Origin of the sequence: Corynebacterium riegelii (assembly GCF_001263755.1) — a bacterium.
Classification (GTDB): Bacteria; Actinomycetota; Actinomycetes; order Mycobacteriales; family Mycobacteriaceae; genus Corynebacterium; species Corynebacterium riegelii.
On sequence record NZ_CP012342.1, the window covers coordinates 1982021 to 2001187 of the forward strand.

Sequence of the window (19167 nt, forward strand, 5' to 3'; positions counted from 1 at the left end):
GGGCCGCGGCGTGGATCGCCGGGACGCCCGCCAGGCCGGGCTGCGCCGACCGCACCGACCGTGCCGGCTGCACCAGTGCAGTAATTCCCCGAGTAGTTGCACCCACCTGGGTGTTTCAAAGCAAAACTGCACCAATTTGGGAATTGGTGCAGTCGGTTTCGGGTGCCCTGGGCGTTTCAAGCCCTAGCGCATGAACTGTTGCGCAAACCCCGCGAGCACGCTCAGCAGCGAGACAATCGAGACGATGATGCCGATGATCGTCCGAGCGTCAGAGCTCGAACCACCGCCAAGCGGGCCGGTCGGCGGCTCCTTGTATTCCTGGATGCCCGTCGGCTTCTCGCCATCTCGGGCTGGGCGGTACAGGTTCAGCGCCTGTTTGCCTTCCGGAAGCGCTGCGCCACCCAGGGTATGTTCGCTTGCTTGACCTGCGGAGAAGTCATAGAACTGGCGCCCCTCGTACACGTTGACCGTGCCAAATCCGTAGTAGTGGAATTTGGGGTTAAGCAGCGTGTGAAGGTGGCCGTTCCTCGGGTTGGATTTCCCGTTGGCCCTCTTCAACGCGTCCAGCTCGCCATAGCCCCAACCCTGGGAAATGGCGTCAGCCATTTTGCCAGCCGCAAGAATTTCCGCCCAAGACTGCTTGCCGTCAATGGTGGCAGTCCAAGTATCGTTAGGCCTTACGCGGTCGTGCGAAAGCTCGCCCCAGTATCCACCGGTTGCGTACTGCTCCGCTGCGCGCTGGACGGCGATACGGGTCAAGTTCGCATCAATGTTGACGGCGTTGACGTATTGCTCCTTGGTCTTCAAACCAGCGGCAAACGCCGCCTCGCGCAGCGAAACACCGTTGAACGGCGGGTTGATGTCCCACATCTCGCCGCGCAGCTTCTTCAGCTGTGGCAGGCCGATGGTGTAGGCCTCGGTGAAATCAAAACGTGAGTTCACGGCTACAGCACCGTCAATAGTGGTACCGAGTTCCACGCCCGTGACGGGGGCGGGTTCAGCGTTAGCGGTTTGGAGAGGGGCGGCGATGAGTGCGGCGGTCAGCGTTGCCGCGAGAAGACGTTTGCGCATACTCCAACCATAGCTGATAGGCACCGTAACCTGCGTAAATAACCATGAAACACAACGGCACTAACGTGAACGCGATGTTGGGGACGCTAAAGAGCCCGTAGGCAACGTTGTCCGCAACAAAGGGCAGCATGAGCACGATCATCGGCACCGCGCCCCACCAGCGGTACACCACACACCCCAGCAGCACGATCCACACCCAGTGGTGATGCCAAGAAAACGGGCTGACCAGGCAGGACGCCATGCCGGTGAGGGCGACGGCGAGGGGGAGATCGTGGCGTCGATAAGCAAAATAGGCTCCAAACGCCGCGATCGCCGTGACCAGAACCGCCAAGAGTAACCACAGGGCGGTGGAGTCAATACCCAGCTCACGGCTGAGCACCTGGCGCAGCGCCTGGGCGCCGGGATTGTCCGCCACGCCCACGCGATCCGAGTTGAACATGGACTCAGTCCAAAAACGGGCCGCGTCCGGGACCAGCTGAAACCCAACCGCCACCGTGCACAGGAAGGTGAAACCGGCAATGGCGATCGAGCCCCACCGGCCCTGCACCGCCAGCAGCAGCAGGAAATACGCGGGCGTGAGTTTCAACCCCGCGGCCAGGCCCGTACCAATGCCGGGCAGCCGGTTGCGCGGCAGAAAATCCAGGCACACCAGCGCCATCAGGAAAATGTTGATCTGGCCGAAATACAAGGTCGCGTGCACCGGCTCGGTTGCCAGGATGAAAAACACCGCAAGCAAGGGAGCATTTATGCTTCTCGACGCCCCGTAGCACACCACCCCCAGCAACACCACAGCCAGCGCATTCCACCAAAACGCAAGGGTCGGCGTGGGCAGCCCGAACCACGAAAACACCACACCCGAAAACGGCGGATACGTAAACGGCAACCCGGGCAACAAATCCCCGTCATAGAGATCCTGGTGGTTGGCCACCTTCTGCCCACCAAGCAGATACACCTGCAGGTCAGAGGGCACCTCTTTGGTGAAGACGCTTTCCAACGTGCCAGCGTTCACGCTGTAGCGCCAACCGCAAAACGCAATTGCGGCAAGCAGAATCACAGCGTTTATGACGGTCATGGTCGTCATAATCCCACGCCGTCAAGGATTTCATCCAACGCCTCGCCGACATCGGTGCGCCACACCGTATCCGCCTTCACATCCCCACGCCCCGGCCCGCCGTTGATCACAGTGACGGGTTTGCCCTGCTTCGTAGCGTCAATGATGAACTTGTAGCCGCTCATCACCGCAAGGCTCGTGCCGATGGCAATCACGCCCGTAGACTGCGCCAGCCATCGATCCGCCTGCGCCCGGCGCGCCTTCGGCACGTTCTCACCGAAGTACACCACGTTCGGCTTCAGGCGTTCACTTCTGCAGGTCGGACACCCAATCATGGTGAACTGCTCCACGTAGTGTGCGGGCAACTCCACGTCACCGTCTGGGTTGATGGTTAGGTTTTCGTTTTCAACCAGGGTGAGGAAGTGGGGGTTGGCGTGGGTTAAGAGGGCGTCGATAAGCAAACGCTCATGCAACGTATGACAATCCAGGCACACCACATGATCCATGTCCCCATGCAGCGCAATGACGTTTTGGCTGCCGGCCTGCGTGTGTAGGCCGTCGACATTCTGCGTGACCAGCCCTGTCAGCAGCCCGGCGCGCTCCAGCTCCACCAACGCAAAATGCGCGCGGTTCGGCGCGGCGGCGCGCATCATGCGGATGCCCACAAACGCGCGCGCCCAATAACGTCTGACCTGTTGTGGCGAATGCGCGAACTCCTGAAACGTCATCGGCCGGCCCTTGGTCAGCCGCCCATTCTTGCTGCGATAATCCGGAATCCCCGACGCCGTGGACACGCCCGCACCCGTGATAACCAGGTTTTTCGGGTTCTGGAGCTGGTTGATGGTTTGCTCCAGCGCCTCCTGTGGCGGGGTCGCCGGCACCGTCTCATGCACCACCCGCTCAATCGACCGCACGGCGCTTTTGTGCGCCATGGCCACGGCCGGGTCATCAAAATCGGTGAAATCTGTACGGTGCATCGTTGTTCAGATTAGTGTGTTGGGCATGGGGGATTGGAAAAAGGAACTTCGGGGACAACTCACAGACATCCGCGTACACCGAACGCTGCCGCGGGAGACACACGAGGCGCTGCAGCGCGGGCGCCTGCAAACGCTATCCACTTCGCACGCCATCGACGCGGTTGCCTACCTGTCGCTGCCCGTCAACCAGCAACACTGGCTGCGCGCCTACTGCGTGGGACTGTCCATGCGCAACGCCGTCATAACCGGTCGCGCCTCCGCCTACCTCAACGACATGTGGGTGGCCAACACACCACTGCACGAAGTGCAGGTAGTGCTCAAATCCGTCCCGCCGCGCCCCAGCTGGCCCGCCGGTGTGCGCTACATCCAAACCACCACCCGCGACATCGTGCGTGGCGACCACATGTCCACCACCAGCCCCTTCCAAACCTTTTTGCACATCGCGCGTTTCGACGGCTTCCCCCACGCCCTCACCACCGCCGACTGGCTCGTGCAGTATGGCGGATTCTCCGTGGCCAGTTTGCAACGCGAAGTAGCCATGTCGCCACGCGTTCCCGGCATCGGCGTGGCAGCCTGCGCCGCCGCCCACGCCAGCACCCGATCCGAATCCGCACCCGAAGCGTTCATGCGCGGCCTGCTTATCCACGCCGGTTACACCGACCTTGAAGTCAACCCCGTAGTCACCGACAAACGCTACCGAGTCGACCTCCTCCACCGACACCGCCTAGCTGTTGAAATGGACGGCCTAGTCAAAATGGACGGCGCCACCTACGGCCCCACCGACCAGGCGTTTCGCAAGGAAAAATTCCGGCAGGACTACATCACCAACCACGGCATCGACTTCCTCCGCGTCGCCCCCTGGCTTGTGGAGCGCGAACCCGAACGCTTCCTTGCCATGTTCAACGCCGCCGTTACCCGCATCTTCGGGCCCGACGCGGTGCCGTAACTTGATTCGCGCCCCTTTTCGCGCCGCTTTTCAACAGATATGCAGGGGAAGATATGCAGGTTCCCTGGTCAGAGCGTTTTTTCAATAAGGGGCCCGTTAATGAAAATGGTCCGTGACCTGCAGACCTGCATATCTTCCCCTGCATATTTGTTCTCGGAGGGTCCCGTGGCGACGCGAGAGCGCCGCGCGAGAGCACCGCGCGAGAGCACCGCGCGGGAGGACCCACGCGGCACCCCTACCGGAACGGGACTTCGCCGATGGTGCGTCGTAACTTGCGGGTGCGCAAGCGTTCGGGGCGGCGGGCTAGTTTCTCCATGGCGCGCACGGCGCACATGACGTGGGCTTCTTTGGAGTTGGCGTAGAAGGCCTGGGCGCCGGCGGGGAGTTTCGGCACGGCGTGCAGCGGCAGATCGGAGACGGCCAAAAGCGCGCCGTAGGGGACGCGGTACCGGTAGCCGTTGGCGGCGATGGTGCAGGATTCCATGTCCACGGCGGCGGCGGTGGAGCCGCGGAGCCAATTCCAAAGGTCGCGTGGCGCTTTCCATTCCCAGTTTCTGTCGCCGGTGGATAGGACGGTGCCGGTGCGCATGAGGGAGGTGTCGTCGCCGTAGACCCGGGCGACGGATTTCTCCAGCGTGCGCTGGATTTCTGGGACGGCGGGGATGGGTAGTTCGGGTCGAAGGTGCCCGTCCAGCAGGTGGTCGTGGCGTTCGTAGGCGTTGCCAAGGATGAGGTCTCCGATGCGCATGCGGGCGTCCATGCCGGCGCAGTGGCCGATCATGATCCAGGCCTCTGGGCGCAGTACTGCCAGGCAGTCGGTGATTGTTTTGGCGTTGGAGGGGCCGACGCCGATGTTGATCATGGTGATGCCGTCGCCACCCTCGGTGGCTAGGTCGTAGCGTGGCATTTGGAATTTGGAGCCGAGTTCGAGGTCTTCGACGGCGACGGTGTCGGAAATGGTTTCGCCAGAAGGCAGCACGAGTCGGGTGTAGCGGGAATCCTGGCTGGCCAGTTCGCGCACGCCGAAGCGCACGAATTCGGTGACGTGCATGGCGTAGTTGGTGAACAGGATGTATTTCTGCAGGGTGTCTACGTCGATGCCGGTGTAGTGGCGCAGGCGTGCAATCGCCAGGTCGAAGCGTTGGGGGCTGAAGTGGAACAGGGGTTTTTCGTGGCCGTGGAAGGCGTCCCAGTGGCCGTCCACGATCGCGTCATCAACAGCGTCGAGCGCGGGCCGCGGCACGTATTCGCGCGCTTCCGCAGGTAGTTCCCCGAACCCTTCTAGGCCGGGGATGTATTCGGGTGGGATGCTCACGTCGGAGTAGGTGACGGTGACGTCGCAGTCGTAGTTAGAGGTCAAGGCGTCAAGTTGGGCGCGCAGGTAGCCGGCCATGAGGTCGGGGCGCGAGAGCACGGCGGAGTAGATGCCGGCTTCGTCGACGTAGCCGAAGGGTTCGAGGCGGTCGATTGGTTGCCAGTGTTTGACGGTTACGGACAGTTTTGGGTAGCGCACGTCGGCGTATCGGTGCCATTCGCCGGTTTTGAGGGTGTCGTGGGCGAGGGTGACGGAGGCGTCGTAAAGCGAGCTAAGCTCCTGCACTGTGTCCATGAAACCTACCGTAGTTACTCCAGGCCTCCCTGCGCCCGAGGCTGCCGCACTTGCCCTGCTCAAAGACCTGATCCGCAACGCGTGCGTGAATGATCTCACGCCCGATTCCGGCCAGGAGGTCCGCAATGCGGACACGTTGGAGGAGTTTTTCCGCCAGGGGCTTTTGCTTGCCGACGCCCCGTTGCCCATCCACATCCGCCACTTCGAACCCCACCCGGGGCGCGTGTCCGTGGCGTTTACGATTGAGGGCTCGGATCCTTCCGCGGAGCCGCTGACCCTGCTGGGGCACACGGATGTGGTGCCGGTGGATGCGCCGAAGTGGACGCGCGATCCGTTTGGTGCCGAAGAGGTAGACGGCAAGATTTTTGGGCGCGGTGCGACGGACATGCTGTACATCACGGCATCCATGGCCGCGGCGGTTCGTGACGTGGCGATGCGCGGGGTGCCGCCACGCGGGACCCTAACGTTTGTGGGGTTGGCGGACGAGGAGGCCCGCGGCGGCCTGGGCGCCGGATGGATTGCGGAGCACGAGCCGGAGGCGTTTTCCTGGCGCAACTGTTTGTCCGAGGAGGGCGGGTCCCACCTGCCTGTGGAGGACGGCAGCGACGCGTTGATCGTGGTCGTGGGAGAAAAAGGTGCTGGTCAGCGTCGGTTGACGGTGCATGGGGATGCCGGGCACGGCTCGGCGCCGCATGGGCGCGAGTCTGCGGTGGTCAAGATTGCAGAGGTTGCCAGGCGCGTGGCTGCGTTGGAGCCTGAGGTAACAAGCGACGAGCCGTGGCCCGGTTACGTGCGCGCGTTCAAGTTTGATCCGGAAACGGAGGCGGCGCTGCTGCGCGGCGAGGGCTACGAGGCGCTCGGGGAGTTGGCCCGTTACTCGCACGCCATGAGCCACTTAACGTTGGCGCAGACGGTGCTTCGCGCAGGTCAGGCGATTAACGTGCTGCCGTCGGTGGCGTGGTTGGAAATGGATATCCGCCCGCTGCCGGGCCAGACGCAGGAGGATATTGACGCGCTGTTGGTCGAAGCGCTGGGCGACATGGCCGATGAAGTGGAGATCACCCACCTGATTACTGAAGACGCCACCGTCTCCCCCACCGACGGCCCCCTCTACCAGGCGATTCTGGACACGTTTGCGGAATTCTTCCCCGGCGTACCGGTGGTGCCCACGTTGGCGGCGGGTGGTTCGGACCTGCGCTTTGGCCGCCGAAAAGGCGGTGTGGGGTACGGCTTTGCCATGCACCAGCGCCACCAGACGTTGGGCAGTGTGCTGGATACGCTACACAGTCACGACGAATACGTGGAAGTCGAAGACGTCCGCCTCACCGCCCGCGCCTACCGCTCTTTGGTGGAGCGGTTCTGCTTCTAGCGCGCATTAGCGCGTTCGCGCGCGTTTGCGCGCTGTCACAGGTGACACTTGCGTCACTTCCGTGACATACTGTCGTGCATGCGAAATCCTTTCCCTGCACGCACCCTTGCCCTTGGCGCCGCCGTGGCCAGCACGATTGCGCTGGCACCGGCCGCCCAGGCCGACATGATTGACGACGCTTTGGCGAAACTCCCCTCCGGCCCCATCTCCTGCGACCAAGCGAAGCGCTACTGGACCAACGAGGCGGACTACAACTCCAAGGTCCGCCAGGCGCAGACCGTCGCCCGCTTTGACAGCCGCGGTCCGCAGATCCTCAATGCGCTCGCGCGTGTCGACGAAGCCGCCAACCGCTGCGGCCTCAAAGGCAGCGGCAACAACGCTGGTGGCGGCAACAACGCTGGTGGCGGTGCCGCACAGAACAACCAGGGCACACCCCAGAACAACCAGGGCCAGCCGCAGCAGCAGGCACCGCGCCAAGGCCAGCAGGGCCAGCCGCAGCAGCAGCAGGCCCCCGCACCTGCGGCACCGGCGGCGCAGAACACCATCGTGCTCGCCCTTGCCGGCGCGCCGTCCTTCGAGGTCCCGGTCAATGGCGTTGGCACTGTGGTGTTGCCGGATGTCTTGGCGATGCTTCGCCAAGCCCTAGCCGCCATCCTCGACTTCTTCAACGTCAAGGTGCCTGGCATCAACTAACCGCATCAACTAACCGGCTCAACTAACCGCTCAACTAACCCGGACCCCGCGGAAATCTCCCCGGCGGCCCGATGGCACGGCCTCGGGCGCGGCCCGCGGCACCTCGGGAAACACAGATATGCAGGGGAAGATATGCAGGTCTGCAGGTCACGGGCCATTTTCATTAACGGCCCTCTTATTGAAAAAACGCTCTGACCATTACTCCTGCATATCTTCCCCTGCATATTTGTTCCGAGAGGGCGTCACGGCCGGGCGGTACGGCTGGGCGGTTCGCCCGTCCCTGGTTAGCGCGCTGGTTAGGTCCACTCGTAGAGGGTGTTGCCGTCCGCGTGGATGCGCACACCCGGGGTTGGCGTGAGCCACGCGTCGAGTTGAATCTGCCGCTCGTCGAAACCAGCATCATCGCCGAAACCAGCGTCAGGGCCGGTGCGGCAGACGAAGCTGATCGTTTCGTTGGTTTTGTCGAGGACTTCGAGGGTGGCGTGGGTGAGGGGGGCGTTTTGGCGTCGGAAAGCAATAAGCTCCTGCCACTGCCTGTAGATCCACCAACCCATCGGAGAGAGCTCACCTGGGTGGTCAGGCAGCGGCGGGCGGACGCTGTCGTCGGCGGCGAAACCCTCCGTGCGCAGGCCCTCGAAGCCCTGCTCATCGCCGTAATAGATGCTGGGCATGCCGGGCACCATCATGAGAATCGCCATGGCCAGCGGCAGCTTGTCCTGCCCCACCTTGGACGCGATCCGGTCCACGTCATGGTTACCAATGAACGTGTTGGTCAGCACCTGCTGGGCGATTGCGTTATGACGCTCAAGCGCATGCGCAAGCTCCCAAAAATTCCCATCTACCAGCGAAGACCAGATGCCCTTCCACAGCTCATACTGCGTGACGGCATCCAGGGTGCCGGCTTGGGTGATTTCGGCGTAGTTGCCGTGGATGACCTCGCCAAGAAACATCGCATGCGGGAACTCCTCGCGGACCCGGGCGAGCACCTCGCGCCAGAACTCGGGCGGGACGGAATACGCAACGTCCAGACGCCAACCCGCAATACCGCGGCGTAGCCAGTGGCACATGATGTCCACCACGTGGTCCTTGACCCGCTGGTCAGCGTGGTGCAGCGTGGCAAGCTCCGCGTGGCCCTCCCAATCCGTATCGCCGGCCAGGCCCTCCGCCACCCACGGGTGTGTGCGGGCGACATGGTTGAACACGCCGTCCAACATCACGCGGATGCCGCGCTCGTTGCAGGCGGCCATAAGGTGATCGAAGTCCTCGTTGGTGCCCAGGCGGGAATCGATTGTGTAGTAATCCAACGTGTCGTAACCGTGGCCCACCGACTCAAAAATCGGACCCAAGAGCAGGCCATTGCAGCCCAGCTCAATCAGATAATCCAGCCACGCCTCCAACTTGGGCAGGCGGTGGGCGGCATCCTGCGGGTTGTCCCCGCGGTCTCGAATCGGCGCCCCCGTCGCACCGAGAGGATAGACGTGCCACCAAATTGTGTTGTCAATCATGCTGGCCAGTCTAGGGGCCAAACATGGCCAGTGGGATCACCGCAACCCCATCCGCGCGCCGATACGCCCGCGTCCCGGTAGTCAACACTACGGTGTCCACCACATCCTCTGGAAGTTGCTCGCGGAACCACAGCAGGTGTCGCACATCCTCATCATCCACATCCACGCTGAGCTTGACCTCAATGGCAATGATGTCCCCGTCCGCGTTCTGGACAATCAGATCAATTTCCCGGTCCCCCTTGGACGTGCGGAAATGCGATACATTGCCAAACACTGCCTGCGCAGCAACCCGAGCCGACAATGTAGCAAGCGACTCAAACAGCGGCCCCAGCATGTAGTTAAAGCGGGTGCTTAATTTCTTCGCTGGAATCTTCAACAACCGCAGCACAAACGCAGGGTCCGCCAGCTGGTGCTTCGGCGCACGTGCCAAACCGGCAAACGGTGATCGACGGAAATCCCATGCAGGCACCGGATCAAGCATCCAAATCTCTGCAAGTTTTTCGCGGTACTTCATGGTGGTGGTCTTTGCTGGCTTGTCCGCGTCCCCAGGCGTAGCCGCGTCCAGAATCTCCTGGTAGCTCGTCGTGGTAGAGCTTGCCGCCGCGTACGCCGCCAGCCAGTTCATTAACGACGCCGCATTGCGCACCGTATATCCCTGATCCGGCAAGTCCCTATCCACAATCCGCGCTAAATAGGAATCCAGCTGCTGTTCCCTCACCAGCTGGGGTGCCTGCATGAAGCCAGGGAAACCACCGCTGGCAATGGCTTCGATGTAATCAGTCAGCGTTTTCTCCGTGGAACCGCTGATCTCAGCCGTCCCTTGAAAGAGGTCCCGCAAACCAATAGTTGCCTGCCATCCAGGGCGCTCAAACAAAGCCAGCGGGCGCATGCGCAACGAAATGATTCGAGCGGCGCCACTATGCGTATCAGTGCCTGTCACCGGAGTCGCGGAACCCGTCAGCAGAAAGCTACTTGCCTCCGCGCCATCATCCACCGCTCTACGCACCCGGTTCCAGGACTGTGGTTCTACCTGCCACTCATCAATGAGCAACGGTTTTGGAAACGAGCCAAACGAAGGATCCGAGGCCAACGCAGCGGCATCCGCGCTTTCATCCAACCTCAGCACCGTCTTCGCCCGGCGCGCGGCTGTCTCTGTTTTGCCGACGCCCTTTGGACCCTCGATGGCAATCGCAGAAACGTACGGTAAGAGCTGGTCAAGCTGCATGTCCACAACTCTTGTCAAGTAACCCATAGCGCGAACGCTACCAATTTTCCGTTCTGAACGCTACTTATTTTCCTGGTTGAAGACTACTTATGTTCCGCACACAGCCCGTTCGCGGCCCACAAGCTGCCTACAAGCGGTCTAGCACCATGTTCAGCGTTTCGTTGGCAGCCGCGATGTTTTCATCGGTGACCACGGTGAGGTTGACGTTGACCTGCGCACCGTTTTTCACAGCGACCGTGTTGTAGACGTCAAGAGGCTCAAGGCCTGAACCATCATCCTCAATTCGCTGGATAATCGCGTACCCATTCTCCACGTTGCCCTCAAACGGAAGCTCCTCGATGCTCACGTGCATCGTGCCAAGCCCCGGTGCGGTGTAAGAGTACTTCTGGCACTTGGAGAAGTCTGACGGGTCCCACGTAGCGTCGATACCGTCTTTGAGCGCGTCCCTACTGAACGCGACGAGGGAGAACCCGTCCGTCTGCAGGTCACCAATAGTCATCGTTTCCAAGCTCAGCTTTTCGGGGTCGTAATCCTCTGCGTTGTGCTCAAACGCATCGGCGCACTCGGGTGGGTCAAACTGCGCGTCATAATCAACCTCTGTTTCCCGCGCTTGTCGTATGTAGTCCTCAATCCCCTCCTGCGGAATTGCGAGGACTTGCTGGCCTTTGTAGGTAACGCCGTCTAGAAGCTGCGAGAAATCCACATCCGGGGCGGCAGATGTTTCGGTTGTTGCGGCGTCCGCTGCACTAGTTTCAGCAGACACCGCCGACGCTTCCGGGTCGGCTGGCGCTGCAGCTTCTTGGCCATCAGTGCTGCAGCTCGCCGCGAACAACAGCGAGGCTGTAAAGAGGGTGCTTCCAATCTTCTTGAACGTGCGGGAAGTCAACATGTTGCTCCTTTGGGTTCTGGAGGTTACAAGCGGTCTACAAGCGGTCGAGGATCATGTTTAGGGTTTCAAACCCTGCGTCGATGGATTCCGGGTCAACTGCCGTGTGAGACAGCGTGACGTAAGCGTCGTTTTTCCAGGCGGCTGTATAGAACATTTCATATTCCATGTCGTCGCTCTGGCTGGTTTGGATATGGGCGTAGCCTCTGTCCGTATTGCCCTTAAACGGAAGCGCCTCAATGTGGCTCTGTATGGTGCCGTACTCCGTTGTAATGGAGTAGTCTTGGCATGTTTTGGCCAATTTCGGATCATCCTGGGGCAGCTTCTTCGCCTCCGGGTTGAGGTAGGCGTCCTTGTTGTACACCCTGACGGAAAACCCATCGGTCTCAGCAGTAGCAACTGTGAACGTTTCTGGGGATAGCTTTTCAAAATTATATTTCAGGCCATCGCCCCCATACAGCGGTCCGCATTCGGGTGGGTCAAGCTGTATTTCGAACCCGCCCGGTCCCCATTCACCGAAAGTTTGTATCGTCTCTTCCAGCTCCTCCGGCGAAGCCACAACAACTGGCTGCCCTTTGTACGTGATGCCCTCAAGAAGCTGCGGGTAAGGCACAGCCGAGGCGGCAGGTGCGGCAGCTTCTTGGCCACCCGTTTCCCCACTGGTGCTGCAGCCGGCCGCAAGCAGCAGCGAGGATATTACGAGGACACTTCCAAGCTTTTTGCACTGGCGGATGGTGGACATGTTGCTCCTTTGGGTTCTGGAGGTTACAAGCGGTCTACAGGCGGTCGAGGACCATGTTCAGGGTTTCAAACCCAGCGTCGATAGATTCCTGGTCAACCGCCGAGTGGTAGAGCGTGACAAAAGCGTCGTTTTTCCAAGCGGCTGTGTAGAAGCCTTCATACTCCATGCCATCGCTTTCGGTCACCTGCTTGTGGGCATAACCTCTGTCCGTATTGCCCTTAAACGGAATCGGGTCAACGTGGATATGTATGGTGCCCTGATCCGATGTGACGGAGAAGTCCTGGCATGCTTCGGCTAACTCAGGGTCATCTTGGGGTGTCTTTTTCGCCTCGGGGTTGACGTATACGTTCTCGCTGTAAACCCGGACGGAAAAGTTGTCGAGCTTAACTGCACCGAGGGCGGTCTTATCTAGGGACAAGTTTTCAAGATCAAGCTCGTGGCCCTGGTCGCTATACAGCTCAGCACACTCGGGTGGGTCAAGCTGCTCCTCATACCCTTCCGCCTCCGAGGCGAGGAAGGCTTCTAGCATCTCTTCCATGTCTTCCTGTGGAGCTGGAATAATCGGCTCGCCTTTGTACGTGACGCCGTTAAAAAGCTGCGAGTACGGCACAGCGCCTTCCCCACCAGCGCTGCAGCCGGCCCCAAGCAGCAACGCAGAAGCGACGACGGTCGCTCCAAGCATGTTGCGCGTTCGGGAAGGAATCATGCGCCCTATTTTTCAGCAGAATCGGTTTCTTCGCCACGCTTCAGCCACGGTTGCAGCCCCTTGGCTAGACGCTCGCGCCAGCCTTTCGCCGCATCCGCATAGCCTTTCTCCTCCGATCCGGCACCTCTGCGCGTGAGGCTGACTTTGGTTTGGCCGGAGCCGGACTCGTCGTCGTGGAAGTCGAAAACCAGCTCGGCGTCATCGTCTTCGTCGGCTTTCCACACCACGCGGGTGCCGTCGTCGGACTCCTCCACATCCGCAGATTCAAACTCAGCAAACCCGTCAAGCCCGTCAAACTCATTGTCTTCACCGTCGAACCACTCGTTCGGCTTGGTAAACGCGCTCAGCACCTCGTCGCGTGTGCCGGGCACGGAGAAGGACGTGGTGAACTCGCGGATGGCGCGCGCGGTGGTGCCGTCCGAAAACTCGTAGTCACTCATCGCCTGGTCCGGGTCATAGATGGACACGTCCACGCCCTGGTCCCGGAATTGCATCAGGCCGTCCTTGATCAGGTCGCGGCCCGCCTTGTTAAAGGAGGTCACGCGGGAGACGTCGAGGACGAGGCGGGGGCGAAACGCATGCGTCGTAACGCATACAAGTTCTTTTCTGCGATGGCGAAGTTGATCATGCCCTGCAGCTCCACTACCGTCGCGCCGTCCACACTGGACACGGAGCGGATGCCCGGCGCGAAGTAGAAATTGGAGGACACCAGGTTCAGATCCAGCGCGCTGGACAGCTCCCGGAACAGCTTCACGCCGCGCACCGAATTGCCCTGCGCATCCAGACGGGGGCTCAGCGAGGCAATGCCAAGCTGTCCCGGCATCGTGCCAATCAAACCGCCCGCAACGCCGGACTTCGCCGGGATACCCACGTTGACCATCCAGCGGCCGGAAGCGTCGTACATGCCGGCAGAGACCATCACCGCCTGCGTGACCCGGCAGGCCTCAGCGGTCAGGATCTTCTCCCCCGTCACCGGCTGGGTGCCACCGTTTGCCAAAGTGGCGGCCATCAGCGCCAGATCCTTTACCGTGACCAGCACGGAACACTGGCTGATGTAGCTGGATACGGCCTCATGCGGCTGGTCAGTGACCATGTCCGCCTCACGCAGCAGGTGCGCCAAGGCCATGTTGCGGTCCGCGGTGGACATTTCAGACTCAAAGATCTCCTGATCCACAGCCAGCTCGCGGCCCGCCAGGCGGGAGAAGTAGTCACGGATCTTTTCCACTCTCTTATCCACGGCCATCTCAGGACCGCCAATCAACTGATTGACCGTAATGGCTCCCGCGTTAATCAGCGGATTCGCTGGGCGCCCCTTGCTGTCCAGGGAGAGCTGGTTGAACGCCTCACCGCTGGGTTCTACGCCGACGTATGTGTGCACCTCTTCCGCGCCGTACATATCCAGAGCCAGCGCGTAGACAAAGGGCTTGGAAATGGACTGGATGGAGAACTCATAGTCGGTGTCGCCGGCGGAGTAAACGTGGCCGTCGATAGTACAAAGCGCCAACGCCAACTTGTCTGGGTCAGCGTTTTTGAGTTTCTCGATGTAATCGGCGCGCTCACCAGCGTCCTGGTCGCGCACCGCATCCAACATGGTGTGAAGGTACTGCGTTACCGGCGATGTCATGTAGCCGAGTCTAGGTCCGAAGCCGTCTTCGGGTTTTTATAGAAACACACCCAGGTGATGAGGCCGAACAGCAGCGAAATTCCTGCAACCAGCCACAACACGTCCTGGTATGCGTCAACGTACGCCGCCTCGTACCCCATGGTCGGTTCCCCCAGCGCCAGCCAGCGTGCCATCAGCGCACCGGTAATGGCCACGGTGATCAGCGCGCCGAACTCGTAGGCCACCTCTTCCACGCCGGCGGCCATGCCGGAGCGGTGCGCGGGTGCGGAACCGATGATTGCCGTCGACGCCACACTCATCACCAAACCCAGGCTGAACCCAAGCAGTACCAACGCAAGGATCTCCAGCGGCAGGGATCCGGTCTTCTCCCCAGCGATGAGCAGCAGCGTACCGACGCCACCGCCCACGAACCCACCCGACACCAACGGCAGAAAACCAATACGGTGCAGGTTTGCGCCGCCGAGGATGGACGCGGGCAGTGCACCAAGCGCCATCGCAATGATGACAAGGCCGGCGTGCAGCGGCGAATAGCCATTAATCAGCTGCAGCTTCTGCACCGTATGCAGCTCCGCACCGATGAAGACGAACATGCTTCCGCCCGCCGCAATCACGCCACCTAAAAAGATCGGGGAACGGAAAATATCCAGTGTGAGCAGCGGATCCGTCAGGCGCTGCTGCCGGTAGTGGAACAGCAGGCCGAACAAGAGCATCGCCACCACAGCAGCCGCCATGACCACGGTCGTGCGCTCTGGATTTGCCGCCTGCTTGATGGCCACGGTCATGCCCAACAGGGCGATGAGGGAGTAGATAGAGGACGTTGCGTCCCATTTCTTCGCCTTATTCGCCACATTCGGCGGCGCGAGTAGCGCAGTAGCCACCAGTGCGATGATGACCACCGGCACGTTGATCAGAAACAGCGAGCCCCACCAGAATTTCGCCAACAGCAGCCCACCAATCACAGGGCCCATGGCATTACCCACCACTGCGACCGCGCTCCACAAACCAATCGCCGTGTTGCGTTCCTGGCCGTACGGAAATGTCAGGCTGATTAGCGCCAACGTTGCCGGCATCATCGTCGCCCCACCGATGCCCAGGAAGGCGCGAGCCGCGATCAGCATCTCCGGCGTCGGCGAAAACGCCGCCATAAGCGAGGCCGCACCGAACACAATCAGCCCCACCATGAACATCAGGCGGTGCCCCACCCGGTCCCCCAGCGTGCCCGTGCCCAACAGCAGGCCGGAGAGCACCAGCGGGTAGGCATTAATGATCCATAGGGCTTGGCTTTGCGACGCCCCAAGCTGCTCCGTAATCGACGGCAACGCCGTATACATAATCGAGTTGTCCAAACTGATCATGAACAGACCCAGCGAAATGATGGCAAAGAACATCCAGCGCTGGCGCTTTTCGGAGGCGTCGGAAAATGGTGAAGGCGTGATCATAGTGGGAGTATTTTCGTCCCTGTTTCGGCGTGCCGCAAATAAGAAATAGGCCCTGCCAGAAAGCAGGACCTATTTACGTTCGCGGGTACGAATGCTTAGAAGTGGATGCCGTACTTCGCAGCTGCAACACGAACGGCGTCCGGGATAGCGATGCCCGGGCGCTGCTGAGTCACGGTGAAAACTTCAAGAACGGACCAAATCAGAGCGATGGAAGAAAGAGTACCCAAGACTGCGGAGAGTGCGGTGGCTACCATATTTTGAATCCTTTACGACCGGAGATGTTTATGACGGTCACAGCTTTGCTTTCAGTTAAGCCAAGCGTCCTGATTTTCGGGAATTATATTTATCAGGGCCCCCGTTTACAACGTCTACCCCGGGAAAGTTTGTAGCTACCTACACGCAGCTACCAGGCGTTTTTTGCAAAGGTAGCCGAGTGTAGGTAGCTACAAACGCGTTCTAAACGGGTTAAGCGACAAAATGTGTGCTTTTTTGGATATGGATTCCCGGTCCTGCCTGGGCCTACGGCGGGAGAGTGCTCGTTGAATCGGGATTCCCGACCATAGACCGGAAGGTCCACCACTTCAGGCGTTGGATGTGCTACGACAGCAAGCTGTTAAACCAGCTGCATGCCAACTCAACACAGGAAGAGAAAACACAACAGGCCCCTATGCCCGGCATGCGAGCACACCGCCACGAAAATGGGCACCACCTCCAGCGGAAAACAGCGATGGCGCTGTACACACTGCGGGCACACCTTCACCAACCCGAACACGGCTAAGACCAGCGCATATCGGTTTGCCATCTTCATCGACTGGATCACCGGCCAGCGTCCCCTCGACGCTGTGGCTGCTGCACACAACGTCTCCAGGCGCACATTGATCCGCTGGTTCACCTACTTCTGGTTCATCATCGTCCCATGCAAACCAGACCCGTACCGCGTCTACGACCAGCTGTTTATTGACGGCACCTACTTCCACAAAAAATGCCTGCTTGTCGCTGCAACCAGCGAACACGTCGTTGCCTGGCACTGGTGCACACGAGAAACCGCCTACGACTACGCCAAACTCTTCGACCTGATCGCCGAACCCCTAGTCGTGACCACAGACGGCTCCGGTGGCGCAAACAAGGCCATCAAACAATGCTGGCCAAACGCCTCCATCCAACGCTGCCTCGTCCACGTACGCCGCGACACCATCAAAGACACCACACGCCAACCAACAATCACCGCGCACAAAGCACTCCTTCGCCTCGGCAACCAGCTAACCCACATCACCACCCGTGACCAGGCAATTACCTGGGTACTTCGCCTCAACCGCTTCCATGACCTCTACGGTGACTGGCTCAAACAACGCACCTACCGCAACCAAGTCGCCCCAGAAGAGATCCCAAAACGCATCCGCGACAACCAGCAATGGTGGTACACCCACCCCAGAGCCCGCAGAGCCTACCGCCGGTTCGAGCGCCTCTACCAACAAGGCCACCTCTTCGTCTGGCTCAACCCACCAAAACACACCACAACCGAGCTAAAGACCACCACAAACAGCCTGGAAGGCGGCATAAACGCACAACTGAAACACCTTGCCCGAGCCCACCGCGGCACATTTGACGAACACCAACGAATCATCATGGACTGGTGGCTCTACCTGCACACCCAACACCACGATGACCCGCTGGCGCTAGCAATCGAGCAAGACTTCGGCCGCAAAGGCTACGCACACGCCCGCCAGGCACACATGCGTGAACGCGACCAAGCCAACTCACCCGACGGCCGGCCGAAAGTCTACGACACCGGCATCGACACCGACTTCAACCCCTCCTGGGCCATCCGACACGGCTGGGCAGGACGCTCATAACCCCAGCACAGCACCCCGGGCCCGGCCCATTCCAACCCCCGAAAAGCACACATTTTGTCACTTAAATCGACACGCCGAGAAAAGCACACATTTTGTCGCTTAACCCTTCTAAACGGGTTAAACTCGGAGCAAACGAAAACACCCCGCGCGATTTCTCGCACGGGGTGTCTGTCTGTGCCCGGGGGGGGACTTGAACCCCCACGTTCTTGCGAACACTGGCACCTGAAGCCAGCGCGTCTGCCAATTCCGCCACCCGGGCTTGGGACTTGATAACCATAGCACCTCACGCGGGCACAACAACAAATCGCCAGTTAAACACTCATTTTTCTGGCAACTATTCAAAGTTTAATGCTGTCGCCCCATCGTGGTTTCTAGGTTCGTGTGGCATCGGCACCTATACTTACTGCGTCATAAGACACCCGTGCGCACGCGCGCACAGGCAAGCGCACGAGCAAACGCACGAGCAGCACCAGTAAAGGAGGTGAACGGGAATGTCATTTATGGACAGGTTGGCCAAGCTAGATAGTTCTATTCAGCGTGGTTTGGATAACTCCATGGCTGCGGTGTTTGGCGGCAAGGTTGTCTCCGCTGAGTTGGAGGAGCTGATCCGCCAGGAGGCGCAGGATTCGTTGGTTGTTACGGACCAGGATGAGGTTGTGGCACCGAACGTGTACGCGGTTGGTGTGTCCTCGAAGGATCTGGAGAACCTGTCTAAGCAGCGTGATTTGCCCGTTGACCTTGCTGAGCAGTTGATGCGTTTCGTGCGTAATCAGGGCTGGTTCTTGGATGGGCCAGCTGTGGTGCGTATTGCCGAGGAGTCTGGTTTACGTACGGGCCAGCTGCGGGTGTCGTCTTACATTGATTCTGTGCCCGATGTGGGGAGTGGGTTTGACGCTATTGATGCGGAGCCTTCTCCGGCGGCGGTGGCTGCGTTTGCGCGGCGTCGTGAAGCATCGGCACATGAACAGGAGGATGCTGTGTCCGAACCAAATGCTATGAAGCCTGTTTCCGGTGGTGGGCAGCCGATGGTGAGCTTGCTGCTTCAAGACGGCTCGTCGAGGACCTACCTTGTCCACGAAGGGTCCAACATTTTGGGCCGTTCCAACGATGCTGATTTCAGGCTGCCGGATACCGGTGTCTCGCGCCAGCACGCGGAGATCACGTGGGATGGGGAGATCGCGGTGTTGGTGGATTTGGAGTCCACGAACGGCACCACGGTCAATGATGAGCAGGTTGATAACTGGATGTTGGCGGACGGTGACGTGATCACGGTTGGCCATTCCAATATTGAGGTGCGCATTGTGAACCCGCAGGGCGGTAACAGCGCTGGCCAGAGTGCCGCGAACGCTAAGCCGCCGCACTTCCCGGAGGCTGTGGAGCCGCCGGCTGAGCCGGTTCCCTACCCGGGCACTGAGTTTTTCCAACCGCCAGCCCAGCCCAATCAGCCGGGCCAGACGAATAACCAATAACC

The 19167-nt window shown here is 60.3% G+C and carries 16 protein-coding genes, 1 tRNA gene and 1 pseudogene; 5 read left to right on the forward strand and 13 right to left on the reverse strand.

What is annotated here, in order from left to right; all coding sequences use genetic code 11:
• Nucleotides 1–183: 183 nt before the first annotated feature.
• From AK829_RS09590 to AK829_RS09600, 3 genes are read right to left on the reverse strand one after another with little or no spacing between them, the layout of a single operon-like run.
• On the reverse strand, nucleotides 184–1071 hold the full coding sequence (locus tag AK829_RS09590) for a CAP domain-containing protein (RefSeq protein ID WP_052205638.1): 888 nt from the start codon (nucleotides 1069–1071) through the stop codon (nucleotides 184–186).
• Nucleotides 1004–2143, reverse strand: a complete 1140-nt coding sequence (locus AK829_RS09595) for a glycosyltransferase 87 family protein (protein WP_198147761.1) — start codon at nucleotides 2141–2143, stop codon at nucleotides 1004–1006. Before AK829_RS09595 ends, AK829_RS09590 begins: the two co-directional genes overlap by 68 nt.
• A gap of 5 nt (nucleotides 2144–2148) precedes the next feature.
• Nucleotides 2149–3099, reverse strand: a complete 951-nt coding sequence (locus AK829_RS09600; protein ID WP_052205640.1) for a Sir2 family NAD-dependent protein deacetylase — start codon at nucleotides 3097–3099, stop codon at nucleotides 2149–2151.
• Between the two features lie 25 nt (nucleotides 3100–3124).
• On the opposite strand from AK829_RS09600, the gene AK829_RS09605 reads away from it, so the two are divergent.
• The gene (locus tag AK829_RS09605; protein WP_052205641.1) at nucleotides 3125–4045 is read left to right on the forward strand and encodes a hypothetical protein; all 921 of its coding nucleotides are present in this window, start codon (nucleotides 3125–3127) and stop codon (nucleotides 4043–4045) included.
• 235 nt (nucleotides 4046–4280) lie between these two features.
• On the opposite strand, the gene amn is transcribed toward AK829_RS09605, so the two are convergent.
• Complete coding sequence (amn, locus tag AK829_RS09610; protein ID WP_052205642.1) at nucleotides 4281–5654, reverse strand: AMP nucleosidase; 1374 nt, start codon at nucleotides 5652–5654, stop codon at nucleotides 4281–4283.
• Here amn and AK829_RS09615 point away from each other — a divergent pair.
• Both AK829_RS09615 and AK829_RS09620 read left to right on the forward strand, forming a co-directional pair.
• Nucleotides 5653–7023 carry a M20/M25/M40 family metallo-hydrolase gene (locus AK829_RS09615; RefSeq protein ID WP_052205643.1) on the forward strand — a complete coding sequence of 457 codons (1371 nt, stop codon included), beginning with the start codon at nucleotides 5653–5655 and terminating at the stop codon, nucleotides 7021–7023. The two genes, amn and AK829_RS09615, sit on opposite strands and share 2 nt — an antisense overlap.
• 78 nt (nucleotides 7024–7101) lie before the next feature.
• A complete protein-coding gene (locus tag AK829_RS09620; protein WP_052205644.1) occupies nucleotides 7102–7716 on the forward strand; it encodes a hypothetical protein in 615 nt (204 codons plus the stop codon).
• A 296-nt stretch (nucleotides 7717–8012) separates the two neighbouring features.
• Here AK829_RS09620 and AK829_RS09625 read toward each other — a convergent pair whose 3' ends face one another.
• The 8 genes and pseudogenes from AK829_RS09625 to AK829_RS12560 all read right to left on the reverse strand — a co-directional run bounded on the left by AK829_RS09625 (nucleotide 8013) and on the right by AK829_RS12560 (nucleotide 16097).
• Nucleotides 8013–9221 (reverse strand): alpha-amylase family protein, encoded by a 1209-nt coding sequence (locus AK829_RS09625; RefSeq protein WP_052205645.1) that lies wholly within the window; start codon nucleotides 9219–9221, stop codon nucleotides 8013–8015.
• A gap of 10 nt (nucleotides 9222–9231) precedes the next feature.
• Complete coding sequence (locus AK829_RS09630; protein ID WP_052205646.1) at nucleotides 9232–10473, reverse strand: ATP-binding protein; 1242 nt, start codon at nucleotides 10471–10473, stop codon at nucleotides 9232–9234.
• Between the two features lie 100 nt (nucleotides 10474–10573).
• Entirely contained in the window at nucleotides 10574–11335 is a 762-nt protein-coding gene (locus AK829_RS09635; protein ID WP_052205647.1) for a hypothetical protein, read from the reverse strand.
• Between the two features lie 34 nt (nucleotides 11336–11369).
• On the reverse strand, nucleotides 11370–12074 hold the full coding sequence (locus AK829_RS09640) for a hypothetical protein (RefSeq protein ID WP_052205648.1): 705 nt from the start codon (nucleotides 12072–12074) through the stop codon (nucleotides 11370–11372).
• Nucleotides 12075–12108: 34 nt separating this feature from the next.
• Nucleotides 12109–12780: a hypothetical protein gene (locus AK829_RS09645; protein ID WP_052205649.1), complete on the reverse strand. Its 672-nt coding sequence runs from the start codon at nucleotides 12778–12780 to the stop codon at nucleotides 12109–12111.
• 410 nt (nucleotides 12781–13190) lie between these two features.
• Nucleotides 13191–14404, reverse strand: a pseudogene (locus AK829_RS09650) (glutaminase); the annotation flags it as partial.
• Nucleotides 14401–15843, reverse strand: a complete 1443-nt coding sequence (locus AK829_RS09655) for an MFS transporter (RefSeq protein WP_052205650.1) — start codon at nucleotides 15841–15843, stop codon at nucleotides 14401–14403. The pseudogene AK829_RS09650 and the gene AK829_RS09655, both read right to left, overlap by 4 nt.
• Nucleotides 15844–15938: 95 nt before the next feature.
• Nucleotides 15939–16097 carry a hypothetical protein gene (locus AK829_RS12560; protein WP_157045345.1) on the reverse strand — a complete coding sequence of 53 codons (159 nt, stop codon included), beginning with the start codon at nucleotides 16095–16097 and terminating at the stop codon, nucleotides 15939–15941.
• A gap of 372 nt (nucleotides 16098–16469) precedes the next feature.
• On the opposite strand from AK829_RS12560, the gene AK829_RS09660 reads away from it, so the two are divergent.
• A complete protein-coding gene (locus AK829_RS09660) occupies nucleotides 16470–17696 on the forward strand; it encodes an IS1249 family transposase (protein ID WP_083439767.1) in 1227 nt (408 codons plus the stop codon).
• A gap of 175 nt (nucleotides 17697–17871) precedes the next feature.
• Here AK829_RS09660 and AK829_RS09665 read toward each other — a convergent pair.
• A tRNA-Leu gene (locus AK829_RS09665) sits at nucleotides 17872–17955 on the reverse strand.
• A 232-nt stretch (nucleotides 17956–18187) separates the two neighbouring features.
• Here AK829_RS09665 and AK829_RS09670 point away from each other — a divergent pair.
• Nucleotides 18188–19165, forward strand: a complete 978-nt coding sequence (locus AK829_RS09670; protein ID WP_052205651.1) for a DUF3662 and FHA domain-containing protein — start codon at nucleotides 18188–18190, stop codon at nucleotides 19163–19165.
• Nucleotides 19166–19167 lie beyond the last annotated feature (2 nt).